At 65.3% G+C, this 21,329-nt stretch carries 24 protein-coding genes; 14 read left to right on the top strand and 10 right to left on the bottom strand.

Going from position 1 to position 21,329, the window contains the following annotated elements:
* Nucleotides 1–94: 94 nt before the first annotated feature.
* Together FFS68_RS11770 and FFS68_RS11765 are read right to left on the bottom strand one after the other, a co-directional pair.
* Nucleotides 95–541 carry an NfeD family protein gene (locus FFS68_RS11770; protein ID WP_137753390.1) on the bottom strand — a complete coding sequence of 149 codons (447 nt, stop codon included), beginning with the start codon at nt 539–541 and terminating at the stop codon, nt 95–97.
* A 1-nt stretch (nt 542) separates the two neighbouring features.
* Nucleotides 543–1,484 (bottom strand): SPFH domain-containing protein, encoded by a 942-nt coding sequence (locus FFS68_RS11765; protein WP_137753389.1) that lies wholly within the window; start codon nt 1,482–1,484, stop codon nt 543–545.
* 81 nt (nt 1,485–1,565) lie between these two features.
* Between FFS68_RS11765 and FFS68_RS11760 the strand changes: the two genes are divergently transcribed.
* Both FFS68_RS11760 and FFS68_RS11755 read left to right on the top strand, forming a co-directional pair.
* Nucleotides 1,566–2,375 carry a CoA ester lyase gene (locus tag FFS68_RS11760; protein ID WP_137753388.1) on the top strand — a complete coding sequence of 270 codons (810 nt, stop codon included), beginning with the start codon at nt 1,566–1,568 and terminating at the stop codon, nt 2,373–2,375.
* A gap of 68 nt (nt 2,376–2,443) precedes the next feature.
* Nucleotides 2,444–3,946, top strand: a complete 1,503-nt coding sequence (locus FFS68_RS11755) for a M28 family peptidase (RefSeq protein WP_249340135.1) — start codon at nt 2,444–2,446, stop codon at nt 3,944–3,946.
* 100 nt (nt 3,947–4,046) lie between these two features.
* Here FFS68_RS11755 and FFS68_RS11750 read toward each other — a convergent pair whose 3' ends face one another.
* Nucleotides 4,047–5,420 (bottom strand): class II 3-deoxy-7-phosphoheptulonate synthase, encoded by a 1,374-nt coding sequence (locus tag FFS68_RS11750; protein WP_137753387.1) that lies wholly within the window; start codon nt 5,418–5,420, stop codon nt 4,047–4,049.
* 258 nt (nt 5,421–5,678) lie between these two features.
* Here FFS68_RS11750 and FFS68_RS11745 point away from each other — a divergent pair, with 258 nt between their 5' ends.
* Genes FFS68_RS11745 through FFS68_RS11735 form a run of 3 tightly spaced genes read left to right on the top strand, consistent with a single transcriptional unit; the run spans nt 5,679 to nt 7,837 of the window.
* Nucleotides 5,679–6,356: a cyclic nucleotide-binding domain-containing protein gene (locus tag FFS68_RS11745; RefSeq protein ID WP_171003850.1), complete on the top strand. Its 678-nt coding sequence runs from the start codon at nt 5,679–5,681 to the stop codon at nt 6,354–6,356.
* Between the two features lie 57 nt (nt 6,357–6,413).
* Entirely contained in the window at nt 6,414–6,764 is a 351-nt protein-coding gene (locus FFS68_RS11740; RefSeq protein WP_137753385.1) for an ArsC family reductase, read from the top strand.
* Nucleotides 6,761–7,837: a glycerophosphodiester phosphodiesterase gene (locus FFS68_RS11735; RefSeq protein WP_137753384.1), complete on the top strand. Its 1,077-nt coding sequence runs from the start codon at nt 6,761–6,763 to the stop codon at nt 7,835–7,837. The genes FFS68_RS11740 and FFS68_RS11735 overlap by 4 nt, the downstream gene beginning before the upstream one ends.
* A gap of 242 nt (nt 7,838–8,079) precedes the next feature.
* On the opposite strand, the gene FFS68_RS11730 is transcribed toward FFS68_RS11735, so the two are convergent.
* A complete protein-coding gene (locus tag FFS68_RS11730) occupies nt 8,080–8,301 on the bottom strand; it encodes a helix-turn-helix transcriptional regulator (RefSeq protein WP_137753383.1) in 222 nt (73 codons plus the stop codon).
* A 3-nt stretch (nt 8,302–8,304) separates the two neighbouring features.
* Entirely contained in the window at nt 8,305–8,727 is a 423-nt protein-coding gene (locus tag FFS68_RS11725; protein ID WP_137753382.1) for a hypothetical protein, read from the bottom strand.
* 126 nt (nt 8,728–8,853) lie between these two features.
* Here FFS68_RS11725 and panB point away from each other — a divergent pair, with 126 nt between their 5' ends.
* From panB to FFS68_RS11695, 6 genes are all read left to right on the top strand, one after another.
* Entirely contained in the window at nt 8,854–9,717 is an 864-nt protein-coding gene (gene panB, locus FFS68_RS11720; RefSeq protein WP_137753381.1) for a 3-methyl-2-oxobutanoate hydroxymethyltransferase, read from the top strand.
* A 107-nt stretch (nt 9,718–9,824) separates the two neighbouring features.
* Nucleotides 9,825–10,598 carry a tetratricopeptide repeat protein gene (locus tag FFS68_RS11715; protein ID WP_137753380.1) on the top strand — a complete coding sequence of 258 codons (774 nt, stop codon included), beginning with the start codon at nt 9,825–9,827 and terminating at the stop codon, nt 10,596–10,598.
* 1 nt (nt 10,599) lies between these two features.
* Nucleotides 10,600–11,934 (top strand): PQQ-binding-like beta-propeller repeat protein, encoded by a 1,335-nt coding sequence (locus tag FFS68_RS11710; protein WP_137753379.1) that lies wholly within the window; start codon nt 10,600–10,602, stop codon nt 11,932–11,934.
* Between the two features lie 50 nt (nt 11,935–11,984).
* Nucleotides 11,985–13,364: a ribosome biogenesis GTPase Der gene (gene der, locus FFS68_RS11705; RefSeq protein WP_137753378.1), complete on the top strand. Its 1,380-nt coding sequence runs from the start codon at nt 11,985–11,987 to the stop codon at nt 13,362–13,364.
* Nucleotides 13,361–13,594, top strand: coding sequence for a sulfurtransferase TusA family protein (locus FFS68_RS11700; protein WP_137753377.1), 234 nt, complete (start codon nt 13,361–13,363; stop codon nt 13,592–13,594). The genes der and FFS68_RS11700 overlap by 4 nt, the downstream gene beginning before the upstream one ends.
* A gap of 115 nt (nt 13,595–13,709) precedes the next feature.
* Nucleotides 13,710–14,114, top strand: a complete 405-nt coding sequence (locus FFS68_RS11695; protein WP_171003849.1) for an Hpt domain-containing protein — start codon at nt 13,710–13,712, stop codon at nt 14,112–14,114.
* On the opposite strand, the gene FFS68_RS11690 is transcribed toward FFS68_RS11695, so the two are convergent.
* Nucleotides 14,108–15,361: a DUF418 domain-containing protein gene (locus tag FFS68_RS11690; RefSeq protein WP_137753376.1), complete on the bottom strand. Its 1,254-nt coding sequence runs from the start codon at nt 15,359–15,361 to the stop codon at nt 14,108–14,110. The two genes, FFS68_RS11695 and FFS68_RS11690, sit on opposite strands and share 7 nt — an antisense overlap.
* Before the next feature lie 127 nt (nt 15,362–15,488).
* Here FFS68_RS11690 and FFS68_RS11685 point away from each other — a divergent pair, with 127 nt between their 5' ends.
* On the top strand, nt 15,489–16,271 hold the full coding sequence (locus tag FFS68_RS11685) for a Coq4 family protein (RefSeq protein WP_137753375.1): 783 nt from the start codon (nt 15,489–15,491) through the stop codon (nt 16,269–16,271).
* Nucleotides 16,272–16,409: 138 nt separating this feature from the next.
* Here FFS68_RS11685 and FFS68_RS11680 read toward each other — a convergent pair whose 3' ends face one another.
* From FFS68_RS11680 to FFS68_RS11665, 4 genes are all read right to left on the bottom strand, one after another.
* Nucleotides 16,410–17,147: a DUF72 domain-containing protein gene (locus FFS68_RS11680; protein ID WP_137753374.1), complete on the bottom strand. Its 738-nt coding sequence runs from the start codon at nt 17,145–17,147 to the stop codon at nt 16,410–16,412.
* Nucleotides 17,148–17,251: 104 nt separating this feature from the next.
* The gene (gene purL / locus FFS68_RS11675) at nt 17,252–19,507 is read right to left on the bottom strand and encodes a phosphoribosylformylglycinamidine synthase subunit PurL (RefSeq protein ID WP_137753373.1); all 2,256 of its coding nucleotides are present in this window, start codon (nt 19,505–19,507) and stop codon (nt 17,252–17,254) included.
* An 82-nt stretch (nt 19,508–19,589) separates the two neighbouring features.
* On the bottom strand, nt 19,590–19,886 hold the full coding sequence (locus FFS68_RS11670; protein WP_137753372.1) for a hypothetical protein: 297 nt from the start codon (nt 19,884–19,886) through the stop codon (nt 19,590–19,592).
* 131 nt (nt 19,887–20,017) lie between these two features.
* Nucleotides 20,018–20,434, bottom strand: a complete 417-nt coding sequence (locus FFS68_RS11665; RefSeq protein ID WP_171003848.1) for a DUF2177 family protein — start codon at nt 20,432–20,434, stop codon at nt 20,018–20,020.
* 130 nt (nt 20,435–20,564) lie between these two features.
* Between FFS68_RS11665 and FFS68_RS11660 the strand changes: the two genes are divergently transcribed.
* The gene (locus tag FFS68_RS11660; protein WP_137753424.1) at nt 20,565–20,840 is read left to right on the top strand and encodes an exodeoxyribonuclease VII small subunit; all 276 of its coding nucleotides are present in this window, start codon (nt 20,565–20,567) and stop codon (nt 20,838–20,840) included.
* 6 nt (nt 20,841–20,846) lie between these two features.
* Nucleotides 20,847–21,329: polyprenyl synthetase family protein (locus FFS68_RS11655; RefSeq protein WP_171003847.1), on the top strand; the 483-nt coding region annotated here is incomplete at its 3' end.

The following is a 21,329-nucleotide window of genomic DNA, read 5'->3' as shown; positions in this document are numbered from 1 at the left end:
TGGAGGGGGCTATCGGCCTTGAGCGGCGGTTGCAGGGCGCGACCCTCCGTCAGCGGCTACGCCGCTGCCACCTCCCCGCTAGCGGGAAGGATTTTTACGCAGCTTCGACCACCAGCACCCCGCCATCGGCGCTGACGACGCGGACCTTGGTTCCCTCGGCAGCATCCGGCCCGCGCACCGGCCATTCGCCGTCGCCGACCCGCGCACGGCCGCGGCCGTTTTCGATCGCGGTCACCAGCGTCAGCACTTCGCCGATCAGTCGCCCGCCGCGCTGGTTGAGCAGCGGGTCGCTCGACACGATCGGATTGGCCTTGAGCCAGCGGCGCGCGCCGTAGAGCGCGATGAACGCCAGCACGGCAAAAACGCCAAGCTGCATCGGCACCCCGATCGGCAGCAGAAAGGCAAGGACGCCGGTCGCGATCGCGGCGACGCCGAGCCAGACGAGGAAGAACCCCGGCGCGATGATTTCGGCGGCGCACAGCAGCACCCCGACGGTCAGCCACGCCCAGTGCGGCGCCATGTTGTTCAGCCACTCGGTCATGTCAGCGCACTCCCGGCGGCGTCGGCGGCGTCGGCCCACGCTCGAAGGCATCCTTGGCGAGTTCGCCGATGCCGCCCAGCGTACCGATCAGCTGGGTCGCCTCGACCGGGAACAGGATCGTCTTGCTGTTCGGGCTGGTGGCAAACTGGCTCACCGCTTCGACATATTTCTGCGCGATGAAGTAATTGATCGCCTGTGCGTTGCCGCCGGCGATCGCGTCCGACACCATCTGCGTCGCCTTGGCTTCGGCCTCGGCTTCGCGCTCGCGCGCTTCGGCGTCGCGGAAGGCGGCTTCGCGGCGGCCCTCGGCCTGCAGGATCTGGCCCTGCTTCTCGCCCTCGGCACGCAGGATTTCGGAGGCGCGCATGCCCTCGGCTTCCAGGATGTTGGCGCGCTTTTCGCGCTCGGCTTTCATCTGCCGCGCCATGGCGTTGGAAATGTCGGCGGGGGGACGAATGTCCTTGATCTCGACGCGGGTGATCTTGACCCCCCAGGGCGTCGTCGCTTCATCGACCACGACCAGCAGCCGCGCGTTGATATGGTCGCGTTTCGACAGCGTTTCGTCGAGGTCCATCGACCCCATGACGGTGCGCAGGTTCGTCGTCGTCAGGTTCATGATCGCCAGATACAGGTCGCTGACTTCATAGGCCGCCTTGGCGGCGTCGAGCACCTGAAAGAACACGACGCCGTCGACCGCGACCATCGCATTGTCCTTGGTGATGATTTCCTGGCCGGGAATGTCGAGCACCTGCTCCATCATATTGACCTTGCGACCGACGCGATCAAAGATCGGCATGATGAAGTTCAGCCCCGGCTGCGCGGTGTGGGTGTAGCGGCCGAAACGTTCGATCGTGTAGCTGAAACCCTGACGAACCGGGGTCAGCGCCCACAGCAGGAACACCGCCGCGAGCACGACGAGTGCGATTGGAAACCAATAATCCATCGAAAATCCCCTCTGCGAACCTGGCCGTCAGGCCTCACTCCTTTATTGCGAGAACGGCCGCATTGCGCCAGACAAAAGCGCATGACCGATACCAGTCTCGCACCGCGCTCGCTGCTTTACGTCCCGGGTTCGAACGCCCGCGCGCTCGAAAAGGCGGGCGGCCTGACCGCCGACTTGCTGATCATCGACCTGGAGGACGCGGTGCCCGCGAACCGCAAGGACGAAGCGCGCGCCGCGATGCGCGCCGCGGTCATGGCGGGCTTTCCCGGCAAGCGCGTTGCGGTACGGATCAACGCCACCGGGACGGCCGAGCAGGCGGCGGACATCGACGCGCTCGCCGATCTGAAGCTTGATGCGGTCGTGCTGCCCAAGGTCGACGCACCCGCCGACCTGGGACCGGTCCGCGGGCTGGGGCTGCCGGTGCTGGCGATGATCGAAACCCCGGTCGCGATCTATGCCGCGCGCGACATCGGTGCCGATCCGGCGGTCGCCGGACTGATCGCCGGACTCAACGATCTGGCGCATGAATTGAAGCTGCCGGACGGCATGGATCGCGGCGCGATGAGCCATGCAATTCAGGCGATCGTGCTTGCGGCGCGCGCGGCGAACGTGTGGGCGTTCGACGGGGTTTACAATGCCATCGACGACGCCGCTGGCTTTGCTGCCGAAGCCGCCGAGGGACGGCGTCTCGGTTTCGACGGCAAGTCGCTGATCCACCCGTCGCAGGTCGATCCGTGCAACGCCGCCTTTGCCCCGTCGGCGCGCGAGATCGCCGCTGCGGAGGCGTTGGTCGCCGCGGCGACGGGCGGGGCGCAACGTCACGATGGACGGATGATCGAGGATATGCATGTCGCCGCGGCGCGCGCGCTGCTTGAGGGGGCGGGGCGTTAAGAGTGGCTGTTCGTCGTTCGACGAACGCGCCTTGCCTGCCTGCGGTGGACATGCCATGCGGCGCGCCCATGCAGACGATGAAGTTTCGCGCCGCGATTGCGGCTGTCGCCCTGGCCGCTTTAGCCGCCGTTCCCGCCGCGCACGCCAAGGGCGCCGACGCGCCGGTCACCGAGGCTGAGCTCGCCGCGCATATCAAGGTGCTGGCGGGCGACGCGTTCGAAGGGCGCGCGCCGGGGACCGACGGCGAGGATCGCACCATCGCCTATATCGTTGGCGAATGGGCCAAGGCGGGCCTCGAGGCGGTGCCGGGCAGCACGACGCCCTGGCTCCAGCCCGTCCCGTTCGTCGAGAGCAAGGCCGTTAGCGGCACCGCCAGGTTCAAGGTGCATGGCCGCGACTTCGCGATCGAGGATGACGGCATCATCCTGACCGGGCGCGAGACGTCGGCCGCGCTGGCGAATGTTCCGGGGGTGTTTGTCGGTTATGGCGTCGATGGCGCGGGTAAGGTCAATGCCGACGTCACCGGCAAGCTCGCGATCATGTTGTTCGACAATGCGCCGTTCGGCGACAAGCTGCCGCGCTATCGCGAGCGGCGCCAGATGCTCGCCGACGCGGGCGCCGCTGCGGTCCTGGTGATCGCGACCGATGCGGTGCCATGGGCGCAGTTGCGCGACAGCGCGGGTAGCGCCGCGGTGCGGCTGGCGAGTGCCAAGCCCGGCGCGCCGGTGAGCGGCTTCCTGTCGCTTGAGGCCGCCGACGCGCTGCTCAAGAAAGCGGGGCAGGACGGCGCTGCGGTGCGCGAAGCGGCGAAGTCGCCTGACTATAAGGGGATCGCGCTGCCGGTGACCGCCGACTTGGCCACCCAATCGGCGATCCGCCCCTTTGCCAGCAACAATGTCATCGCCAAGCTGCCGGGCGCCAAACCCGACGGCAAGGCGGTGCTGTTCCTCGGCCATTGGGATCATCTCGGCATTTGCGGCAAGGACGGCGACGCCGACCGCATTTGCAACGGCGCGGTCGACAATGCGAGCGGTATAGCGGTGCTGATCGAAGTTGCGAAAAGGCTGGCGTCGGGTCCGCGCCCCGACCGCGATATTTATTTCCTCGCCACAACGGCGGAGGAAAAAGGCCTGCTCGGTGCGCATTATTTCGCCGATCATCCGGTGGTACCGCTGACCGACATCACCGTCGCGCTCAATGTCGATACGATCGCGATTTCACCGCGCGGGACGCCGGTGGCAACGATCGGACGCGGCAAGCCTGCTTATGACGCCGTGGTGCGTCAGGCGGCGACCAAGTTCGGCCGCAAGCTCGACGAGGATGGCGAGGCCGACGCGTTTATCCAGCGGCAGGACGGCTGGGCGCTGGGCGCGAAGGGCGTGACGTCGCTGATGGTCGGCGGCAGCTTTTCGGACATGCCGCTGCTGCAGGCGTTTCTGGGCGGCGACTATCATGAGGCCGCCGATAATTTCAGCGACAAGATCCCCCTCGGCGGTGCGGCGGAAGATGCCGATCTGCACGTCGCGCTGGGGCGGGCGTTTGCCGATGTGAAGGCGTGGTCGGGGAAGTAAGTTTCGTCGCCCCCGCGAAGGCGGGGGCCGCTGCCCGGCTTGCACAGCGTCGCTGCGTATACCTCCAGCGGCCCCCGCCTTCGCGGGGGCGATGGAAAAACTAAGCCGCCTGCTTCGCCCGCTCGCTCATTTCCTGATTGAGCATTTCGGCCAGCAGGAACGCCAACTCCAGCGACTGCCCTGCGTTCAGCCGCGGGTCGCAATGCGTGTGATAACGGTCGGCGAGGTCCATCTGGGTCACGTCCATCGCGCCGCCGGTGCATTCGGTGACATTCTGGCCGGTCATTTCGATATGGATGCCGCCGCCATGCGTGCCCTCGGCGCGGTGGACGGCAAAGAAGCCCCGCACTTCGGCGAGGATGCGCTCGAACGGGCGCGTCTTGTAGCCGTTGGGCGTCTTGATGACATTGCCGTGCATCGGGTCGCACGACCACACGACGGGATGGCCCGATTCCTTCACCGCGCGCACCAGCTTGGGCAAATGCGCCTCGATCTTGTCATGGCCATAGCGCGTGATCAGCGTCATGCGGCCCGCGACATGGTGCGGGTTCAGCGTATCGAGCAGACGCAGCAGCACATCGGGTTCGAGGCTGGGGCCGCATTTCATGCCGACCGGATTGCCGATGCCGCGCAGATACTCGATATGCGCCGAGCCCTCGAAGCGGGTGCGGTCGCCGACCCACAGGAAATGGCCCGAGGTGTCGTACCAGCCGCCGGTCAGGCTGTCCTGCCGGGTCAGCGCCTGCTCATAGGGGAGCAGCAGCGCCTCGTGGCTGGTGTAGAAGCTGGTGCCCTTGATCTGCGGCACCGTCTCCGGCGTCACGCCGCACGCTTCCATGAAGGCGAGCGCTTCGGAAATCCGGCCTGCGGTTTCCTGATATTTCTTCGCCCATGGGCTGCGGTCCATGAAGTCATGCGTCCAGGCGTTGACCTGATGCAGATTGGCATAGCCGCCGTTCGCGAAGGCGCGCAGCAGGTTCAGCGTCGCCGCCGACTGGTTATAGGCCTTGACCATCCGCTGCGGATCGGGCTCGCGGCCCGCTTCCTCGAACGCGATGTCGTTGATGATGTCGCCGCGATAGCTCGGCAGCGACACGCCGTCGATGTCCTCCATGTCGGCCGAACGCGGCTTGGCGAACTGGCCCGCCATGCGGCCGAGCTTCACCACCGGCATTTTCGACGCGAAGGTCAGCACCACCGCCATCTGGAGCAGCACGCGAAAGGTGTCGCGGATGTTGTTCGGATGGAATTCGGCAAAGCTCTCGGCGCAGTCGCCGCCCTGCAGCAGGAACGCCTTTCCCTCGGCCACGCGGCCCAGGTCGGCGGTCAGGTCGCGCGCCTCGCCGGCAAACACCAGCGGCGGATAATTGCTCAGCTCGCGCTCCGCCGCCGCGAGCGCATCGGCGTCGCGATAGGTGGGGAGTTGGCGGGCGTCGTGCGAGCGCCAGCTATGCGGTTGCCAATTTTTCGTCATCTGCCTGTTCTTTTCGCGTTCGAATCCGGGCGCCGCCATGGCGCGAATGTCGGCTGGACGCAATGCGCCCCAATCCTGTCAGCGCCAAAATTAGCATTATCGTGACATTTGCGCACCTATGCTTTGTCTTTCGCGCCCAAAACTGTTAGTTTGTTACAGCTTTTGGGAACGCAACCGACGCGTCCAAGGCATTTGGCTATCGGCAACGTTATACCCGAGTGACCCAAAAGGTCGGGTCTCCACGCGAGGCGATTGGCTATGGCGAATTTCGAATCCGCATGGTTTGTATATGGGGCGCTGCTGCTGTTGCTCGCGACCAGCTTCGTCGTGCGTATCGACTATGTCCGGATCGGGCTGGCCGCCGCCGCGCTGGTCGCGGTGCCGCTGGTGTTGTTCCGCGAGCCCGATGTCGGTTACGGCATGTTGGTGCTGGCGATTCTGGTCGTCAATATCGGCATCCTGGCCCGGCTCTGGCTGAACGATGCACAGATCCGCTTTTCGGCGGAAGAAGAGGCGCTGCGCCGTCAGCATTTCGCCGGTCTGGCGCCCGCCGCCGCGCGCGGCCTGATCGACCAGGGACATTGGATTTCGGCGCGCCGCGGTGAGGTGCTGATCCGCGAGAACCAGGCGGCACCCAGCCTGTTCTATCTGGCCGAGGGGCAAGCGGCGATTTTGCGCGACGGGGTCGAGGTCGGAACCTTGTCCGACGGCGCGCTGGTCGGCGAGGCGACGGTCCTGGATGGCACCCACGCGACCGGAACGGTGCTGCTGGGCAGCAACGCGCGCCTGTGGTTTGTCCCCGCCGCGGCGCTCCGCGCCTATCTGGCGGCAAATCCCGGCATCGCGAGCGCGCTGCACGAAGGGTTTGCGCGGGCGCTGCGCGGAAAATTGGCGAGCGCGAACACCCGCCTGGCCGACCGCCCGCCGCTCCCTTGACGGCGGCTGCGCTGTGACGCCTCGAATATGTAATCGCCACCTGCTAACGCCCGATCCATGACGTTGATTCTTTATGGCATCCCGAACTGCGACACGGTGAAAAAGGCGCGGCGCTGGCTGGACGAGCAGGGCCTCGCCTATCGTTTTCACGACGTCCGCAAGGATGGGCTGGACCCCGCACGGCTGCAAAGCTGGATCGATGCGCTGGGCTGGGACAAGCTGCTCAACAAGGGCGGCACGACGTTTCGCCAACTTCCCGACACGCAGAAGGACGGCCTCGACGCAGGCTCGGCCAAGGCGCTGATGCTGGCGTCGCCCGCGATGATCCGCCGCCCCGTCGTCGAAGCCGAGGGCGCGGTCAGCGTCGGCTTTTCGGCCGCCGACTGGCAGGCGCGTTTTGCGGCATGATCCGGTGGACCCTGGCCCTGCTGGCCCTGACGCTGCTCGCCGGTTGCTCGGCTGATCCGGTGACCGCGCAGCCGACCCTCGACGGCCAGCCGCCGATCGTCATCGCCCACCGCGGCGCGTCGGGCGAGCGGCCCGAACATACGATCGCCGCCTACCGGCTCGCGATCGAGCAGGGCGCCGATTTTATCGAACCCGATCTGGTGCTGACCAAGGACGGCGTGCTGGTCGCGCGGCACGAGAATGAGATTTCGGAGACCACCGACGTCGCCGAGCGCGCCGAGTTCGCCGACCGCAAGACGACCAAGACGATCGACGGTAGCGCGGTGACCGGCTGGTTCACCGAGGATTTCACGCTCGCCGAACTCAAGACGTTGCGCGCCCGCGAGCGGCTGCCAAAGCTGCGCTCGACCGAATATGACGGCCAGTTCGACATCCCGACCTTCGAGGAAATCCTGGCGCTGCTGGCTGAGGTCAATCGGGGCCGCAAGGTGCCGATCGGCGTCTATCCCGAAACCAAGCACCCCAGCCACTTCATCGCGATCGGCCTGTCGCACGAAGCGCCGTTGCTGGCGCTGCTCGACCGCTTCGGTTATCGCGGCCGCAAGGCGCCGGTCTATATTCAGAGCTTTGAGGTGCGGAACCTGATGGACCTGCGCGCCAAGAGCGACGTGCCGCTGATCCAGTTGATGGACGGGGCGGGCGGTCCGCCTGACATGCCCGAAACCAGCTATGCCGCGATGGCGTCGCCGATGGGGCTGAAGGCGATCGCGGCCTATGCCGACGGGATCGGACCGAACAAGGCGATGGTCATCCCGCGTGGCGCGCTGGGGTCGCTGGGCGAACCGACCAGCCTGGTGCGCGATGCCCATGCTGCCGGTTTGAAGGTGCATCCGTGGACCTTTCGCCGCGAAAATTACTTCCTGCCGCTGGGCGACCGCGGCGGGGTGAACCCGGCCGGGCACGGCGACCTGGGCGCCGAGATTGCGGCCTATCTGCGCACCGGCATCGACGGCCTGTTCAGCGACAACCCGCGCGAGGCGGTGGCGACAGTGGCGACCCGCGGCGATCGGTGATCGGGCCGGACTGCATCTGAGGGCTGGCGCGGCGATTGTGACGTAGTGGGTATCGACCGGACTTTCATTGTCATCCCGGACTTGATCCGGGATCCATGACGACGGTGCAGCTGTGGATCCCGGATCAAGTCCGGGATGACGAAGGTGGGGGAAGTTGGTGGCAACTCCCCACCCCGCAGCAGCAAAAACCCGGCCCACGCCACCGGGGAGCGACGTGGGCCGGGCCGCGCGGCCGCGCTGTCTCAATCCTTGCTGTCCTCCCACTGGAACACGGTTTCAAGCGGCTTGCCAAAGACGCGGGCAATCCGGAACGCGACCTCGAGCGACGGCGAATATTTGCCTTGTTCGATCGCCGCGATCGTCTGCCGTGTGACGCCCACCTGATCGCCCAGGTCGCCCTGGGTCATTTCGCCCGCCAGGAACCGCAGCGTCCGGATGTCGTTGGTGAAGGGGAGCCGGGCCATCACTCAATACCCGCGGCGATAGAAATAGAGCTGCGATCCGACGCGAACGAGCTCGGCGACGACAACCGTCGCGATCAGCAGGTTGAGGTGCACCGCCGCGCTCAATTGATAGAATATCGCGAACAGATTGGCCCAAACTCCGAGGACCAAAGGATAATAGGCGAGGTGCGTCCCGCGCATATGGATCGTGCGTTCGCGCTCGTCGTCTTTCAGATGGGCTTCTTTGGGCGCCCGAATGGCGAAAAAGGCCGCCGTCAGTGACATCGCGCCGATGATGATGACCGTGACCGGCAACAGCATATCCGCCGCCGCAGCCACCCCCGCGCGGCGACCAACGATTTGCCAGGGGTAGGAAAGGAAATACCAGCCAAAGGCGCTGACGATGGCCACGAACGCAGCCCAGTGGATTTTCTCGTTGAACGACATCTGCAATCTCCGGTGTTACTCGTTATGCACTTTATGTCGAATATTTCTAACATCGTGTCAAATGAATTTTGCATCGAGCCGCTTGGCGCTTTTGCCGACGCCGTTTAGCCGCTAAGCCCCCGCCCCATGTCCACCCTGCCCAAAACGCTCACCTTCGACACCTCGACCAGCCGCGCGAATCCGACGCCGCAGCCGATGAAGCGGCTGACCGTGCCGCGTATCCGCCAGCGCAAGGGCGGCGAGCCGATCGTCATGCTGACCGCTTATACCGTTCGCATGGCGCAGCTGCTCGACCCGCATTGCGACATGCTGCTGGTCGGCGATTCGCTGGGGCAGGTGATCTACGGGCTGCCGCATACGGTCGGGGTCACGATGGAAATGATGGCGCTGCACGGCGCCGCGGTGGTGCGCGGCAGCTATCATGCCGCGGTCATCGTCGACATGCCGTTCGGCAGCTATGAAGCGAGCCAGGAACAGGCGTTTACCAACGCCGCGCGGCTGCTCAAGGAAACCGGCGCCGCGGCGGTGAAGCTGGAGGGCGGGCGCGCGCTCGCCCCGACGATCGAATTTCTGACCCAGCGCGGCATCCCGGTGATGGGGCATGTCGGGCTGACCCCGCAAGCGGTGAACATTCTCGGCGGCTATGGCGTGCGCGGCAAGAGCGACGAAGAAGCGAAAGCGATCGTCGAGGATTCGATCGCGGTCGCGCAGGCCGGCGCCTTTTCGCTGGTGATCGAAGGCGTGCTCGAATCGATCGCGATCGAGGTCACGAACAAGGTCGCTTGTCCGACGATCGGTATCGGGGCGTCGGCGCAATGCGACGGCCAGGTGCTGGTGACCGAGGACATGCTGGGCATGTTTGAACGTGTACCGAAGTTCGTGAAACGCTACGGCGATATGGCCGATGTCGTCACCGGCGCGGTCAAGGACTATGCCGATCAGGTCAGGTCCCGTTCATTCCCGACCGAGGATCAGATCTACGCAGGCTGAGACAGCGTGCGGTATGGATCGAGGCCAAGTGAATCGCTTGGCCTTTTTCCGCACCGTCGCTAAGGAAGCCGCGGCCCCAGAGCCATGAATGACAAATGGAGGTTTGATTGGCCCTGAGCCCGACCAACGATGCCGCGCTGTTGCAAGAGGTTGACGAAGCCGTTCGCAAGGACCGGCTGGACACGATCATGCAGCGCTATGGCCGCTGGATCATCGGCGCAGTGCTGGCGGGGTTGCTGGCGTTCGGCGGCTATCTGTACTGGAGCCACCGCCAGGATGTCGCGCGCGGCGAACAGGCCGAGGAGCTGATCGCGGCGTTCGAGAAACTGGGCACCAACCAGCCGCGCGCCGCCGCCACCGAACTCGAAAAGCTGGCGGCCGGGGGCGATCCCGCTTATCGCGCCGTGGCGGTTATGCAGCAGGCGAATATCAAAGCGCAGGCCGGCGACCTGAAGGCCGCCGCGGCGCTGATGGCGACGATTGCTGCCGACCCCAAGCTGGACAAGGCGCTGCGCGATCTGGCGCTGATCCGCCAGACCGCGTTCGAATATGACAATCTGAAACCCGCAGTCGTGATCGCGCGGATGAAGCCGCTGATCGATGCCAAGGATCCGGCGTCGAGCTGGTTCGCCAGCGCCGCCGAACTGTCGGCAACCGCCCATTATCAGCTTGGCCAATATGACCAGGCCGGGGCGCTCTATGGCCGGATCGCCAAACTGCCCGACGTGACCAAATCGCTGCAGTCGCGGTCGGTCCAGATGGCAGGTATGCTGGGCGTCGATGCGGTCGCCGATCGCGCCGCCGACAGCGCCGCAAAGGACCAGAAGGGCAATGTCGCGCCCCCGGCAGCGACCGTCGCCCCAGTTGAGGAAGCCAAATAATATGCGCAAAACGCATTACGGAATTTTTGTCGCGCTGCTGGCGCTGCCGCTGGCGGGTTGCGGCGTGTTCAAGGGCGACGGCGGCCCCAAGACGCCGACGATCGGCGATCGCGTATCGATCCTGTCGAACGACAACAGCATCAAGGTCGATCCGGCCACCGCCGCGATCGCCGTCGTCCTGCCCGAGCCCGCGGTTAACGCCGCCTGGGCGCAGTCGGGCGGCAATGCATCGAAATCCATGGGCCACCCGGCGCTGGGCGCGACGCGCAGCAAGCTGTGGCAGGCCAATATCGCGGGCAGCACCAATAAGCAGCGGCTCGCCGCGTCGCCGGTGATCGCCGACAACCGCCTGTTCGCCGTCGATACCGAGGCTGTGGTCACCGCGCTCGCCGCCGATACCGGCGCGCCGCTGTGGCGCACCGCAATCGGCAGCACCGGCAAGGATTTCAAGGATTCGCTGTTCGGCGGTGGCGCCGGGGTCGATGGATCGGTGGTCTATGCGACCAGCGGCGCGGGCGATGTCGCGGCGCTGAATGTCGCCGACGGATCGGTGATCTGGAAGGTCAAGCCCGCGGGTCCGCTGCGCGGGTCGCCGACGATTGCCTTTGGCGGCGTCTATGTGATCAGCCAGGACAACCAGATCATTGCGCTCAACGCTGCCAATGGCGCGGTGCTGTGGCAGGCGACGGCGTCGCTCGAACCCGGCAGCGTGTTCGGCGCGGCGTCGCCCGCGGCGGGGCAGGGGACGATCGTCGCCGGCTTCTCGTCGGGCGAGGTTCAGGCCTATCGTTACGAAAACGGCCGCGACCTGTGGGAAGACGCGCTGGCGCGCACGTCGATGGCGCTTTCGGTGTCGACCCTAACCGACGTCGATGCCGATCCGGTGGTCGATAACGGCCGCGTCTTTGCGCTGGGCCAGGGCGGCCGCATGGCGAGCTATGAACTGCTCACCGGTCAGCGCAGCTGGGAAATCTCGATCGCCGGGATTTCGACCCCCTATGTGGTCGGCGAATGGGTCTATGCGATGACCGACGACGGCAAATTGCTGTGCGTGGCGCGCACGTCGGGCAAGGTGCGCTGGCTCCAGCAGCTCGCGCGCTTCCGCGTCGAAACCGAAAAGAAGAAAAAGGATCCGATCCGCTGGACCGGACCGATCCTGGCGGGTGGCCGCCTGATCGCGGTCAACAGCGAGGGGATCATGGCGGAATATTCGCCGACCGATGGTTCGCTGCTCGGATCGACCGAATTCAAATCGCCGCTGTCGCAGGCACCGGTGGTGGCGAACAATATTTTGTATATTTTGGCGGACGACGGGCAGATCACGGCCTGGCGCTGAACCAGCGCCCGGGCCGGGGCGGCCCGGCGCAACAACAGGGATAAAGTAAGATGTCGCGATTCGCGACGATAGCCATTGTCGGCCGCCCGAATGTGGGCAAATCGACGCTGTTCAACCGGCTGGTCGGCAAGCGGCTGGCGCTGGTCGATGACCAGCCCGGGGTGACCCGCGACCGCCGCGAGGGCGACGCCAATCTGCTCGGGCTGGAGTTCCGCATCGTCGACACCGCAGGGTTCGAGGATCAAGACGCCGCGACGCTGCCCGGCCGGATGCGGGTGCAAACCGAAAAGGCGGTGCGCGAGGCCGATGCCGCGCTGTTCATGATCGACGGCCGCGCCGGGGTCGTGCCGCTGGACGAGGAAATCGCGCGCTGGCTGCGCAGCGAGGACACGCCGATCATATTGGTGGTCAACAAGGCGGAAGGGAAACAGGGCGAAAACGGCCTGATGGAATCCTATTCGCTCGGCTTTGACAGCCCGGTCGCGCTCAGCGCCGAGCATGGCGACGGGATGGTCGACCTGTTCGACCTGTTGCGTCCGATCGTCGAGCCGTTCGACGAGATCGAAAAGGACGTTGCCGCCGCCAGCGATGATGACGAGGACGCGCCGCTCGGCCCGATGAAGCTGGCGATCGTCGGCCGTCCGAACGCGGGCAAATCGACGCTGATCAACCGCATGATCGGCGAGGACCGTCTGATCACCGGGCCCGAAGCCGGGATCACACGCGATTCGATCCGCGTCGACTGGAAATGGGAAGACGACGGCGAGACCCACGAAATCCAGCTGTTCGACACCGCCGGGATGCGCAAGCGCGCCAAGGTGCAGGACAAGCTGGAGAAACTGTCGGTCGCCGATGCGCTGCACGCGGTCGATTTCGCCGAGGTTGTCGTGCTGTTGCTCGACGCGACCAAGGGGCTCGAGTCGCAGGACCTCCACATCGCCGACCGGGTACTGCAAGAAGGCCGCGCGCTGATCGTCGCGCTGAACAAATGGGATGTCGCCGAGGAGCCGTCGTCGCTGTTCAACGGCGTCCGCGCCGCGCTCGAGGACGGGCTGAGCCAGGTCAAGGGCGTGCCGGTGCTGACCATTTCGGGCGCGACGGGCAAAGGGATCGACACGCTGGTGCGGGTGGCGTTTGAACAGCGCGCGATCTGGACCAACCGGGTGTCGACATCGGCGCTCAATCGCTGGTTTGAACGCGCGGTCGATGCCAACCCGCCGCCCGCGCCCGGCGGCAAGCGGATCAAGCTGCGCTACATCACCCAGGCGCGCACCCGGCCGCCGACCTTTGTCGTCTTTGGCACTCGCACCGATAGCCTGCCCGGCAGCTATGAACGCTATCTGGTCAACGGCATGCGCAAGGAATTGGGGTTCCAGGGCGTGCCGGTGCGGCTCAACTTCCGCAATTCGCGCAATCCCTATGACGAATGACCCAAGCTGAGGGGAGGGCGACGCTGGTCGTCGACGCGCGCGGGATGCGTTGCCCCTGGCCCGCGCTGCGGCTGGCGCGCGCGATGCGCGATGCCGCCGACGTGCTATTGATCGCCGACGATCCGCACGCGGGGCGCGAAGTTACGGCGCTGGCCACCGAGCATGGCTGGTTGGTCGAGGCTGAAACCGCGGCGGATGACGCGGGCCGCTGGCGCGTGCGCCGCCGCTGACCCAAATTGGGGCGGCTTTGGTGAGAAGCGCCCGACGTCGTAACGTCTTTTTTACCCAAATTGGGCATGTGTTGGGCGGGACCACGACCGACGTTGCACACCAAGGGACACGAAATTGGACGAAATCCTGGTCGATTGGGATGAATTCCGCGCCACGCGCGCCCAGCTGGGCGCCGCGTTTGTACGGATTCTGGGCTATTTTCGCGAAGACGGCACCAAATCGGTGGCGGCGATCGAAGAGGCCATGCGCGCCCGTGACGCGCGCGGACTCGTGATGCCCGCCCACACGCTGAAAAGCGAAGCGCGCCAGTTTGGCGGCGAAAAACTCGGCGCGGTCGCCGAAGATATCGAAATGTTCGCGCGCCACTGCGTCGAGAGCCAGATCAGCCCCGAAGAATATCTGCCGCGCGTCGTCGAACTGCGGCGGCTGTTCGAGGAAACGCTGAGCGCGCTCGAGCGCGAGGCCAATCCGCTCGTCCAGCGCCGCCCGGCCGGGTTCGGTCGCGCCGTCGGTTACTGAGCAGGCGAGGCTTTCCGCATCGGTTGCACCGCGCCGCGCGCGAGGCTCCGCCACAACCATTCGAGCGGTCCATAGCGAAAACGGTCGAGCCAGGGCTTTGACCACAGCAGCATGAGCGCCCACATGCCCAGGCACAGCAGATAGAGCGTCCAGCGACCGACGTCGCCGAACAGCCCCAGCCCATAGCCGTAAAAGACCGTCGTCATCACGATGCTGGTGCCCAGATAATTGGAAAAGGCCGCGCGCCCTGCCGCCGCGACGCGCGCGATCAGGGCGCTGCCCGCGGCGCCGCGGATCACCAGAACGAGCAAGGCGGCATAGGCGATTGTCATCATCAAGCGACCCGGCGCCGCCCACGCCATGAAGGCATTGACCGCGACGATATAGTCGAAATCGGCGCGCCACTGGAGCCAGCCGACCAGCGCGGTCAACACCAGCCCCGGCGGTAGCCAGCGCAGCGCGGTCCGCCGATAATCGCCGCTGCTCCAAGCTCCGGTCAGGAAGCCATTGCGGAACAGCGCCATGCCGAGCAGCATCAGCGGCAGCGTTTCGAGGAACGACATCAGCACCATGATCAGCGGGTTGGCGGCGTTGTCCAGCCGCTCATCGAGGATCGGCAGATAAGGCCCGCGGAACAGCACCAACTCGGCGGTAACCTCGCCGTCAATCTTGGCATATTCGTCGCGCACACCCTGACCCGCCTCGGCCATCGGCGATGCGGGATCGTCTGCGGCGCTGGCGACCGCCAGCTGGGCGCCAAAGAACAGCGACGTCAAGACGACACCGAGCGTGAACAGCCCGAGCGCCCATTTGATCAGCCGCCGCGCTTCCCATTTGCGGAAACGAAAGGCGACGCAGCCGACCGCCGCATAGAGGAACAGGATGTCGCCCCACCAGATGAAGAAATAATGGCAGAGCCCAAACACCGCGAGCCACGCCATGCGGCGATAATGGACCGATCGCGGATTTTGTCCGGCGGCTTCGGCGCGGTCGCTGATCAGCAGCAGGCTCGCCCCGAACAGGATCGAGAATAATCCGCGCATCTTGCCGTCGAACAACAGAAAGCCGAACCCCCAGGCGGCAAGGTCGGACGCCGTTTCGCCGCCATAGGCGCGCGGCGAGACATAGGCCATTTCGGGCATCGCAAAGGCGACGATGTTCATCGCCAATATGCCCATCACGGCAAAGCCGCGCATGGCGTCGAGGGTGATGAGCCGTTCGGTCCGGTCGCCGCTGTCTTCGTTCATACGCCCTCCGCTGTATTATGATGCTATAACAGCTGGGCTTGGCGTTGGTCCAGCGATTAACACACTATTGACATCTGTGTCAGTAATGCTATCTGACCATCATCAACAGATTCGCACGAGACCAGCCATGACCCCAACCATCTTCTCCCACCCTGACCGCAAGCTGCCGACGTTTCGCCCGTTCAAGGCGTTCGCGCATTTCCGCAAGCTCATCAAGGACAAGGAAGACACCGAGCAGGTGTTCCACATCTTTGAAAGCCTGCCGCGCAAGGGGTTCATGGATGATGCGCGCGCCTTCGTCGAAAGCGACAAGGGCCGCCAGTTGATGGCGAGCGAACCCTATCTGCCCGACCTGCTCGACGATCATGCGTGGATCGATAAACTGCCCGAAGGCAGCGTCGGCCACGCCTATGTCACCTTCATGCGCCGTGAGGGCCTGTCGGCCGCGGGCCTCGTCGCCGAAGCCGACAAGATGGGCCGCCCCAAATTCGACGATCAGGTGCAATGGTATGCCAATCGCCTGCGCGACACGCACGACCTGTTCCACATCCTGACCGGCTATGGCCGCGACGCGCTCGGCGAACAGTGCGTGCTCGGCTTCACCTATGGCCAGACCGGCAATTATGGCAATTTCTTCATCGCCTATGCGGGCGGATATGAAGTGAAGCGCGGCGTGAAAGCCGATGCCCCGGTGTTCGGCGCGATCCGCCAGGGCCAGCGCCACGGCAAGGCGGCGCAGGCGATCATCGAACAGGATATCCGCGCGCTGCTCGCCGAACCGCTCGACGCGGCGCGGGCGCGGCTGGGGATTGGCGAGCCGACGCTGTATCAGGAAGCGCACCGCGCGTACCGCAGCCGCGGCATCGATCCGTACAACTTCCTTGCGTCGCAACAAGCGGTTGCGGCTTGAATTAAATCCTCTCTGTGGCGAAGCCATGGGGAGGTGGCAGTCCGAAGGACTGACGGAGGGGCTATAGCGCCACCGTCGCCGCCCCTCCACCACCGCTTCGCGGCGGTCCCCTCCCCATCGCTACGCGACAGGGAGGATCTATTTTAGCTTCGCGATCAGCGCCTGTGCCGCAACCGGATTGCGGATCTTGGCGCCCGAAATGAAGAAGATGAACACATCGCGGTCGCCTTTGGCCCAATCGCGGGCCTGCCCGGCCCATGCATCGAGCGCCGTGTCGTCATAGCCGGTTGCGACATCCTCCTGGCTGCGCTGCAACCGGGCATAGGTGAAGTCGGCGGTCTGCTCGTCAATGCACGGGAATACGTCGCTGTCGGCAAAGACGATCGCCATGTTCCGCGCGCGCAGCATGTCGATGAACGCCTGGTCGCGGAAACTTTCGTGGCGCACCTCGATTGCGTGGCGCAGCGGCAGGCCGTCCTGCGTCTCGGGCAGCAAATCGAGAAAAGCCGCAAAATCGTCGCGGTCGAATTTCTTCGTCGCCATGAACTGCCAGTGGATCGGGCCGAGCCGGTCGCCGAGCCGCGTCAGCCCCTGCGTCAGGAATTTCTCGATCGATCCGGCGCCCTCGGCAAGGATTTTGCGGTTGGTGGTGAAGCGTGACGCCTTGACGCTAAATTGGAACCCGTCGGGGACCGCCGCCGCCCAATTGGCAAAACTCTCGGGCTTTTGGCTGCCATAATAGGTGCCGTTGATTTCGATGCCGGTGAGGTGCTGCCCGGCATATTCGAGTTCGCGCTTCTGCGCGAGCCCGGCGGGATAGAAGGGGCCGCGCCACGGCTCGAAGGTCCAGCCGCCGATGCCGACATGGATGCTCATGACGCCAATACCTCCGTCATCCCGGCGAAGGCCGGGATCTCATCGTCGCGTTTTGCCGCACCGGCGAGATCCCGGCCTTCGCCGGGATGACGGGGTGGGAAATATCAAGCCAGCGCCGCGTCGGCGCCCATCAGCGTCGGGAAGAACCCTTCATGCGCCTCGCGCAGTTCGGCGAGCGTCACCTGATGATCGCTGCCCTCGAGTTCAAACACGATGCGGTCCTTGATCGTGCGGCCCACCGGATCGACCGGCACGTCGGCGCGGCCGGCGGCGTCGAGGAAGTCGGCGAGGCAGGTGTCGCACACGGTGACCAGATACAACCCTTGGTCCTCGCCGAAGAAGCTTTCGGCGACGCCGAAGGGCTGTTCTTCGCTGACCAGCACGCCGATGTTCGACTTCAGCGCCATTTCGGCGAGCGTTACCGCCATGCCGCCGTCCGACACGTCGTGGCACGCGGTGATCCAGCCGGCGTTGATCGCGCCGCGGATGAAGTCGCCGGTGCGCTTTTCGCAGCGGAGGTTCACCGGCGGCGGCGGGCCTTCTTCGCGGCCGTGGATTTCGCGCAGCCACACTGACTGGCCGAGATGGCCGGCGCGCTCGCCGACCGCGAGCACGATGTCGCCGGTGCGCTTGAAACCGATGCCTACCGCCTTGTTCAGGTCTTCGATCACCCCGACGCCGCCGATCGCCGGGGTCGGCAGGATCGCGCTGCCGCCGCCGGTCGCCTTGCTCTCGTTATACAGGCTGACGTTGCCCGACACGATCGGATAGTCGAGCGCGCGGCACGCCTGCGCCATGCCGTCGAGACAGCCGACGATCTGGCCCATGATTTCGGGACGCTGCGGGTTGGCGAAGTTGAGGCAGTTGGTGATCGCGAGCGGGGTCGCGCCGACCGCGCTGATGTTGCGCCAGGTTTCGGCGACCGCCTGCTTGCCGCCCTCGACCGGGTCGGCGTAGCAATAGCGCGGGGTGCAGTCGGTCGACATCGCGAGCGCGCGGTTGGTGCCGTGGATGCGGACGAGCGCAGCGTCGCCGCCGGTCTGCACCGTGTCGGCGCCGACCTGGCTGTCATACTGCTCCCAGATCCAGCGGCGCGAAGCGATGTCGGGGGTGCCCATCAAGGCCTTCAGGTCGGCGGCGACGTCCTTCGTCTCAGGGACGTTGGTAAGTTCCGCCTGCTTCGGGGTCGGCACATGCGGCCGGTCATAGAGCGGCGCGTCGTCGGCGAGCGGGGCGAGCGGGATGTCGCAGACGATCTCGCCATGATGTTCGAGTATCATGCGGCCGGTGTCGGTGACGGTCCCGATGACCGCGAAATCGAGTTCCCATTTGTGGAAGATCGCGGCAGCGAAATCTTCGCGGCCGGGCTTCAGCACCATCAGCATGCGTTCCTGCGATTCGGACAGCATCATTTCATAGGCGGTCATGCCGGTTTCGCGCTGCGGCACATCGTCCATCTTGAGGTGGAGCCCGACGCCGCCCTTCGACGCCATTTCGACCGACGAGCTGGTCAGCCCCGCGGCGCCCATGTCCTGGATCGCGACGATCGCGTCAGACGCCATCAGCTCCAAGCACGCCTCGATCAGCAATTTTTCGGTGAAGGGGTCGCCGACCTGGACCGTCGGGCGCTTTTCCTCGGCATCTTCGCCGAAATCCGCCGACGCCATCGTCGCGCCGTGGATGCCGTCGCGGCCGGTTTTCGATCCGACATAGACGATCGGATTGCCGACGCCCGATGCGGCCGAATAGAAGATCTTGTCCTGTTCGGCGACGCCGACGGTCATCGCGTTGACCAGGATATTGCCGTCATACGCCTTGTGAAAATTGACCTCGCCGCCGACCGTGGGCACGCCGACGCAATTGCCATAACCGCCGATGCCGTGGACGACGCCCGAGATGAGGTGCTTCATCTTCGGATGATCGGGACGGCCGAAGCGCAGCGCGTTGAGGTTCGCGACGGGTCGCGCGCCCATGGTGAAGACGTCGCGCAGGATGCCCCCGACCCCGGTCGCCGCACCCTGATAGGGTTCGATGTACGACGGATGGTTGTGGCTCTCCATCTTGAAGATCGCGGCGAGTTTCTTGCCCCCTTCGCCTTCGCCGATGTCGATCACGCCGGCGTTCTCGCCGGGGCCGCAGATCACCCACGGCGCTTCGGTCGGCAGTTTTTTAAGGTGGAGGCGCGAGCTTTTATAGCTGCAATGTTCGGACCACATGACCGAGAAGATGCCGAGTTCGACGATGTTCGGTTCGCGCCCGAGCGCGTGCCGGACGCGCTCATATTCTTCCGGCGACAGGCCATGGTCGGCAACGACCTGGGGGGTGATGACGGAGGCGGGCGCGGTTGCGGTCTGAGTCATGGCGCGCCTTTAGCGATGTGCGCGCAAAACGAACAGACCCCATGATGCGAAAAGCACCATGGGGTCTGCGGTCGGATTGGGGTCAGCGCGCGGCGAGGGTGGTCGTGGGCTTGGTCAGCGGCTCGACGTCGCGCAGCGGGAAGCTGACCTGCTGCGATCCCACGGTGCCGCGGACGCGGCGGGGGCCGACGCGCAGCGTGAACGGTTTGCCGGTGCGTTCTTCGACGCCGCTGATGACGCGGACGTCGCCGACCTGGGTCACGGTATAGCTGTAGCTGCTGCCCTTATGCTCAAACCGCTGCGTTGCGGGTTCCTCGGCGTGGGCGACGGCGGGAGTAAGCGCGAGCAGCGCGATGATGGGGAGGAAGAAATTTTTCATGATGCAAGTCCTTGTTTGTCAGAACAAAACTTGCCTTTACGCCCCTCTCTCTTGTGCGGTGCAGCATGAGTGGTCGCGCGCCGCGCGGCAATTGCAAAAAGCGGAATCGTAATTGTCGGAATTGAAAGGGGTTATGCGCCGCGCGGCAGCAAGGTCAGCACCAGCCACGCCGCGGCGCCCGCGGCGACACCCGTCGCGGCTGTGCCCCAGGCGATGTCGAGCAGCGTCACCTTGGTCGACCAGATTTTCATCGTCGCATGGTTGGTGAGGTCATAGGTCATGTAGCAGAAAAAGCCGAACATCGCGCCCCACGGCGCCGCGACCTGCCATTTGCCCGCGGCCAGCGCGGGGGCGACCGCAAATATCTGGATGCCCAGCATATAGAGCGCGTAAAAGATCAGCGCCGGGGCGGGGCGCCAGCCGTCCATCAGCAAGGCGCCGATTTCGGGGCGATAGACTTTGGTCACCATCGTGCGGAGCCACAGCGCGTCGAGGACGCCAAAGATGACGGCGGTGGCGAGGTAGGCGGCGATGGTTTGCAGGGTCATGGCTGGACTTTCATGGCGACCGTCCGACGATTGTCAGGGGCGAATGCATGACATCAGCCTAGGCGCACACGGTATGACGTCAAGCTGACCGCACTTGACCATTGGGGGGCGAAAGGGCCAAAGCATGGCGATGACGGACACCCCCGAAATCGCTGCCGCGCCCGCCCCCGACCCTGCCATCACCGCGCTTTCGTTCGAAGCCGCGATGGGCGAGCTGGAAACGATCGTGCGGCGGCTGGAGAGCGGCGATGTCAGCCTGGAGGAATCGGTGGCGCTCTATGAACGCGGCCATGCGCTGCGCGGGCATTGCGAAGCGCGGCTCGCCGCGGCGCAGGCGCGCATCGAACAAGTCAGCCTCGGCGCCGACGGGCGGCCGACGGGAACCACCCCCTTCGGCGAAAGCTGAGCGGTCATGGCGTCGACGAGCGACGATCTTTCGCGCACCACGCAGCTGTTGCTGAGCACCCAGTCCGAGGTGATGGCGGGGATCGACCGGCTGTTCGACCAGCTGCTGCCGGTGCCAAGCGACGCGCGCGCGCCGCTTTACGAAGCGATGCGCCACGCCGCGATTGCCGGCGGCAAGCGGCTCCGCCCGCTGCTCGTTCGCGCCGCGGGCGATCTGTTCCACGTCGATCGCGGGCTCAGCCTGCGGGTCGGTGCGGCGGTCGAGGCGATGCACGTCTATTCGCTGATCCACGACGATTTGCCGTGCATGGACGATGACGATCTGCGCCGCGGCAAACCGACGGTGCACAAGGCATTCGACGAGGCGACCGCGGTGCTGGCGGGCGATTCGCTCCATGCCCTCGCGTTCGAATGGCTGTGCGATCCGGCGACGAGCAGCGATCCGTTCGTGCGCGGCGAGCTGTGCTGCGACTGTCGCTTCTACACATCT

It is taken from the genome of Sphingopyxis sp. L1A2A, assembly GCF_005502465.1.
In the GTDB taxonomy this organism is placed as follows: Bacteria; Pseudomonadota; Alphaproteobacteria; order Sphingomonadales; family Sphingomonadaceae; genus Sphingopyxis.
This window is presented reverse-complemented; position numbering and strand designations above follow the sequence as displayed.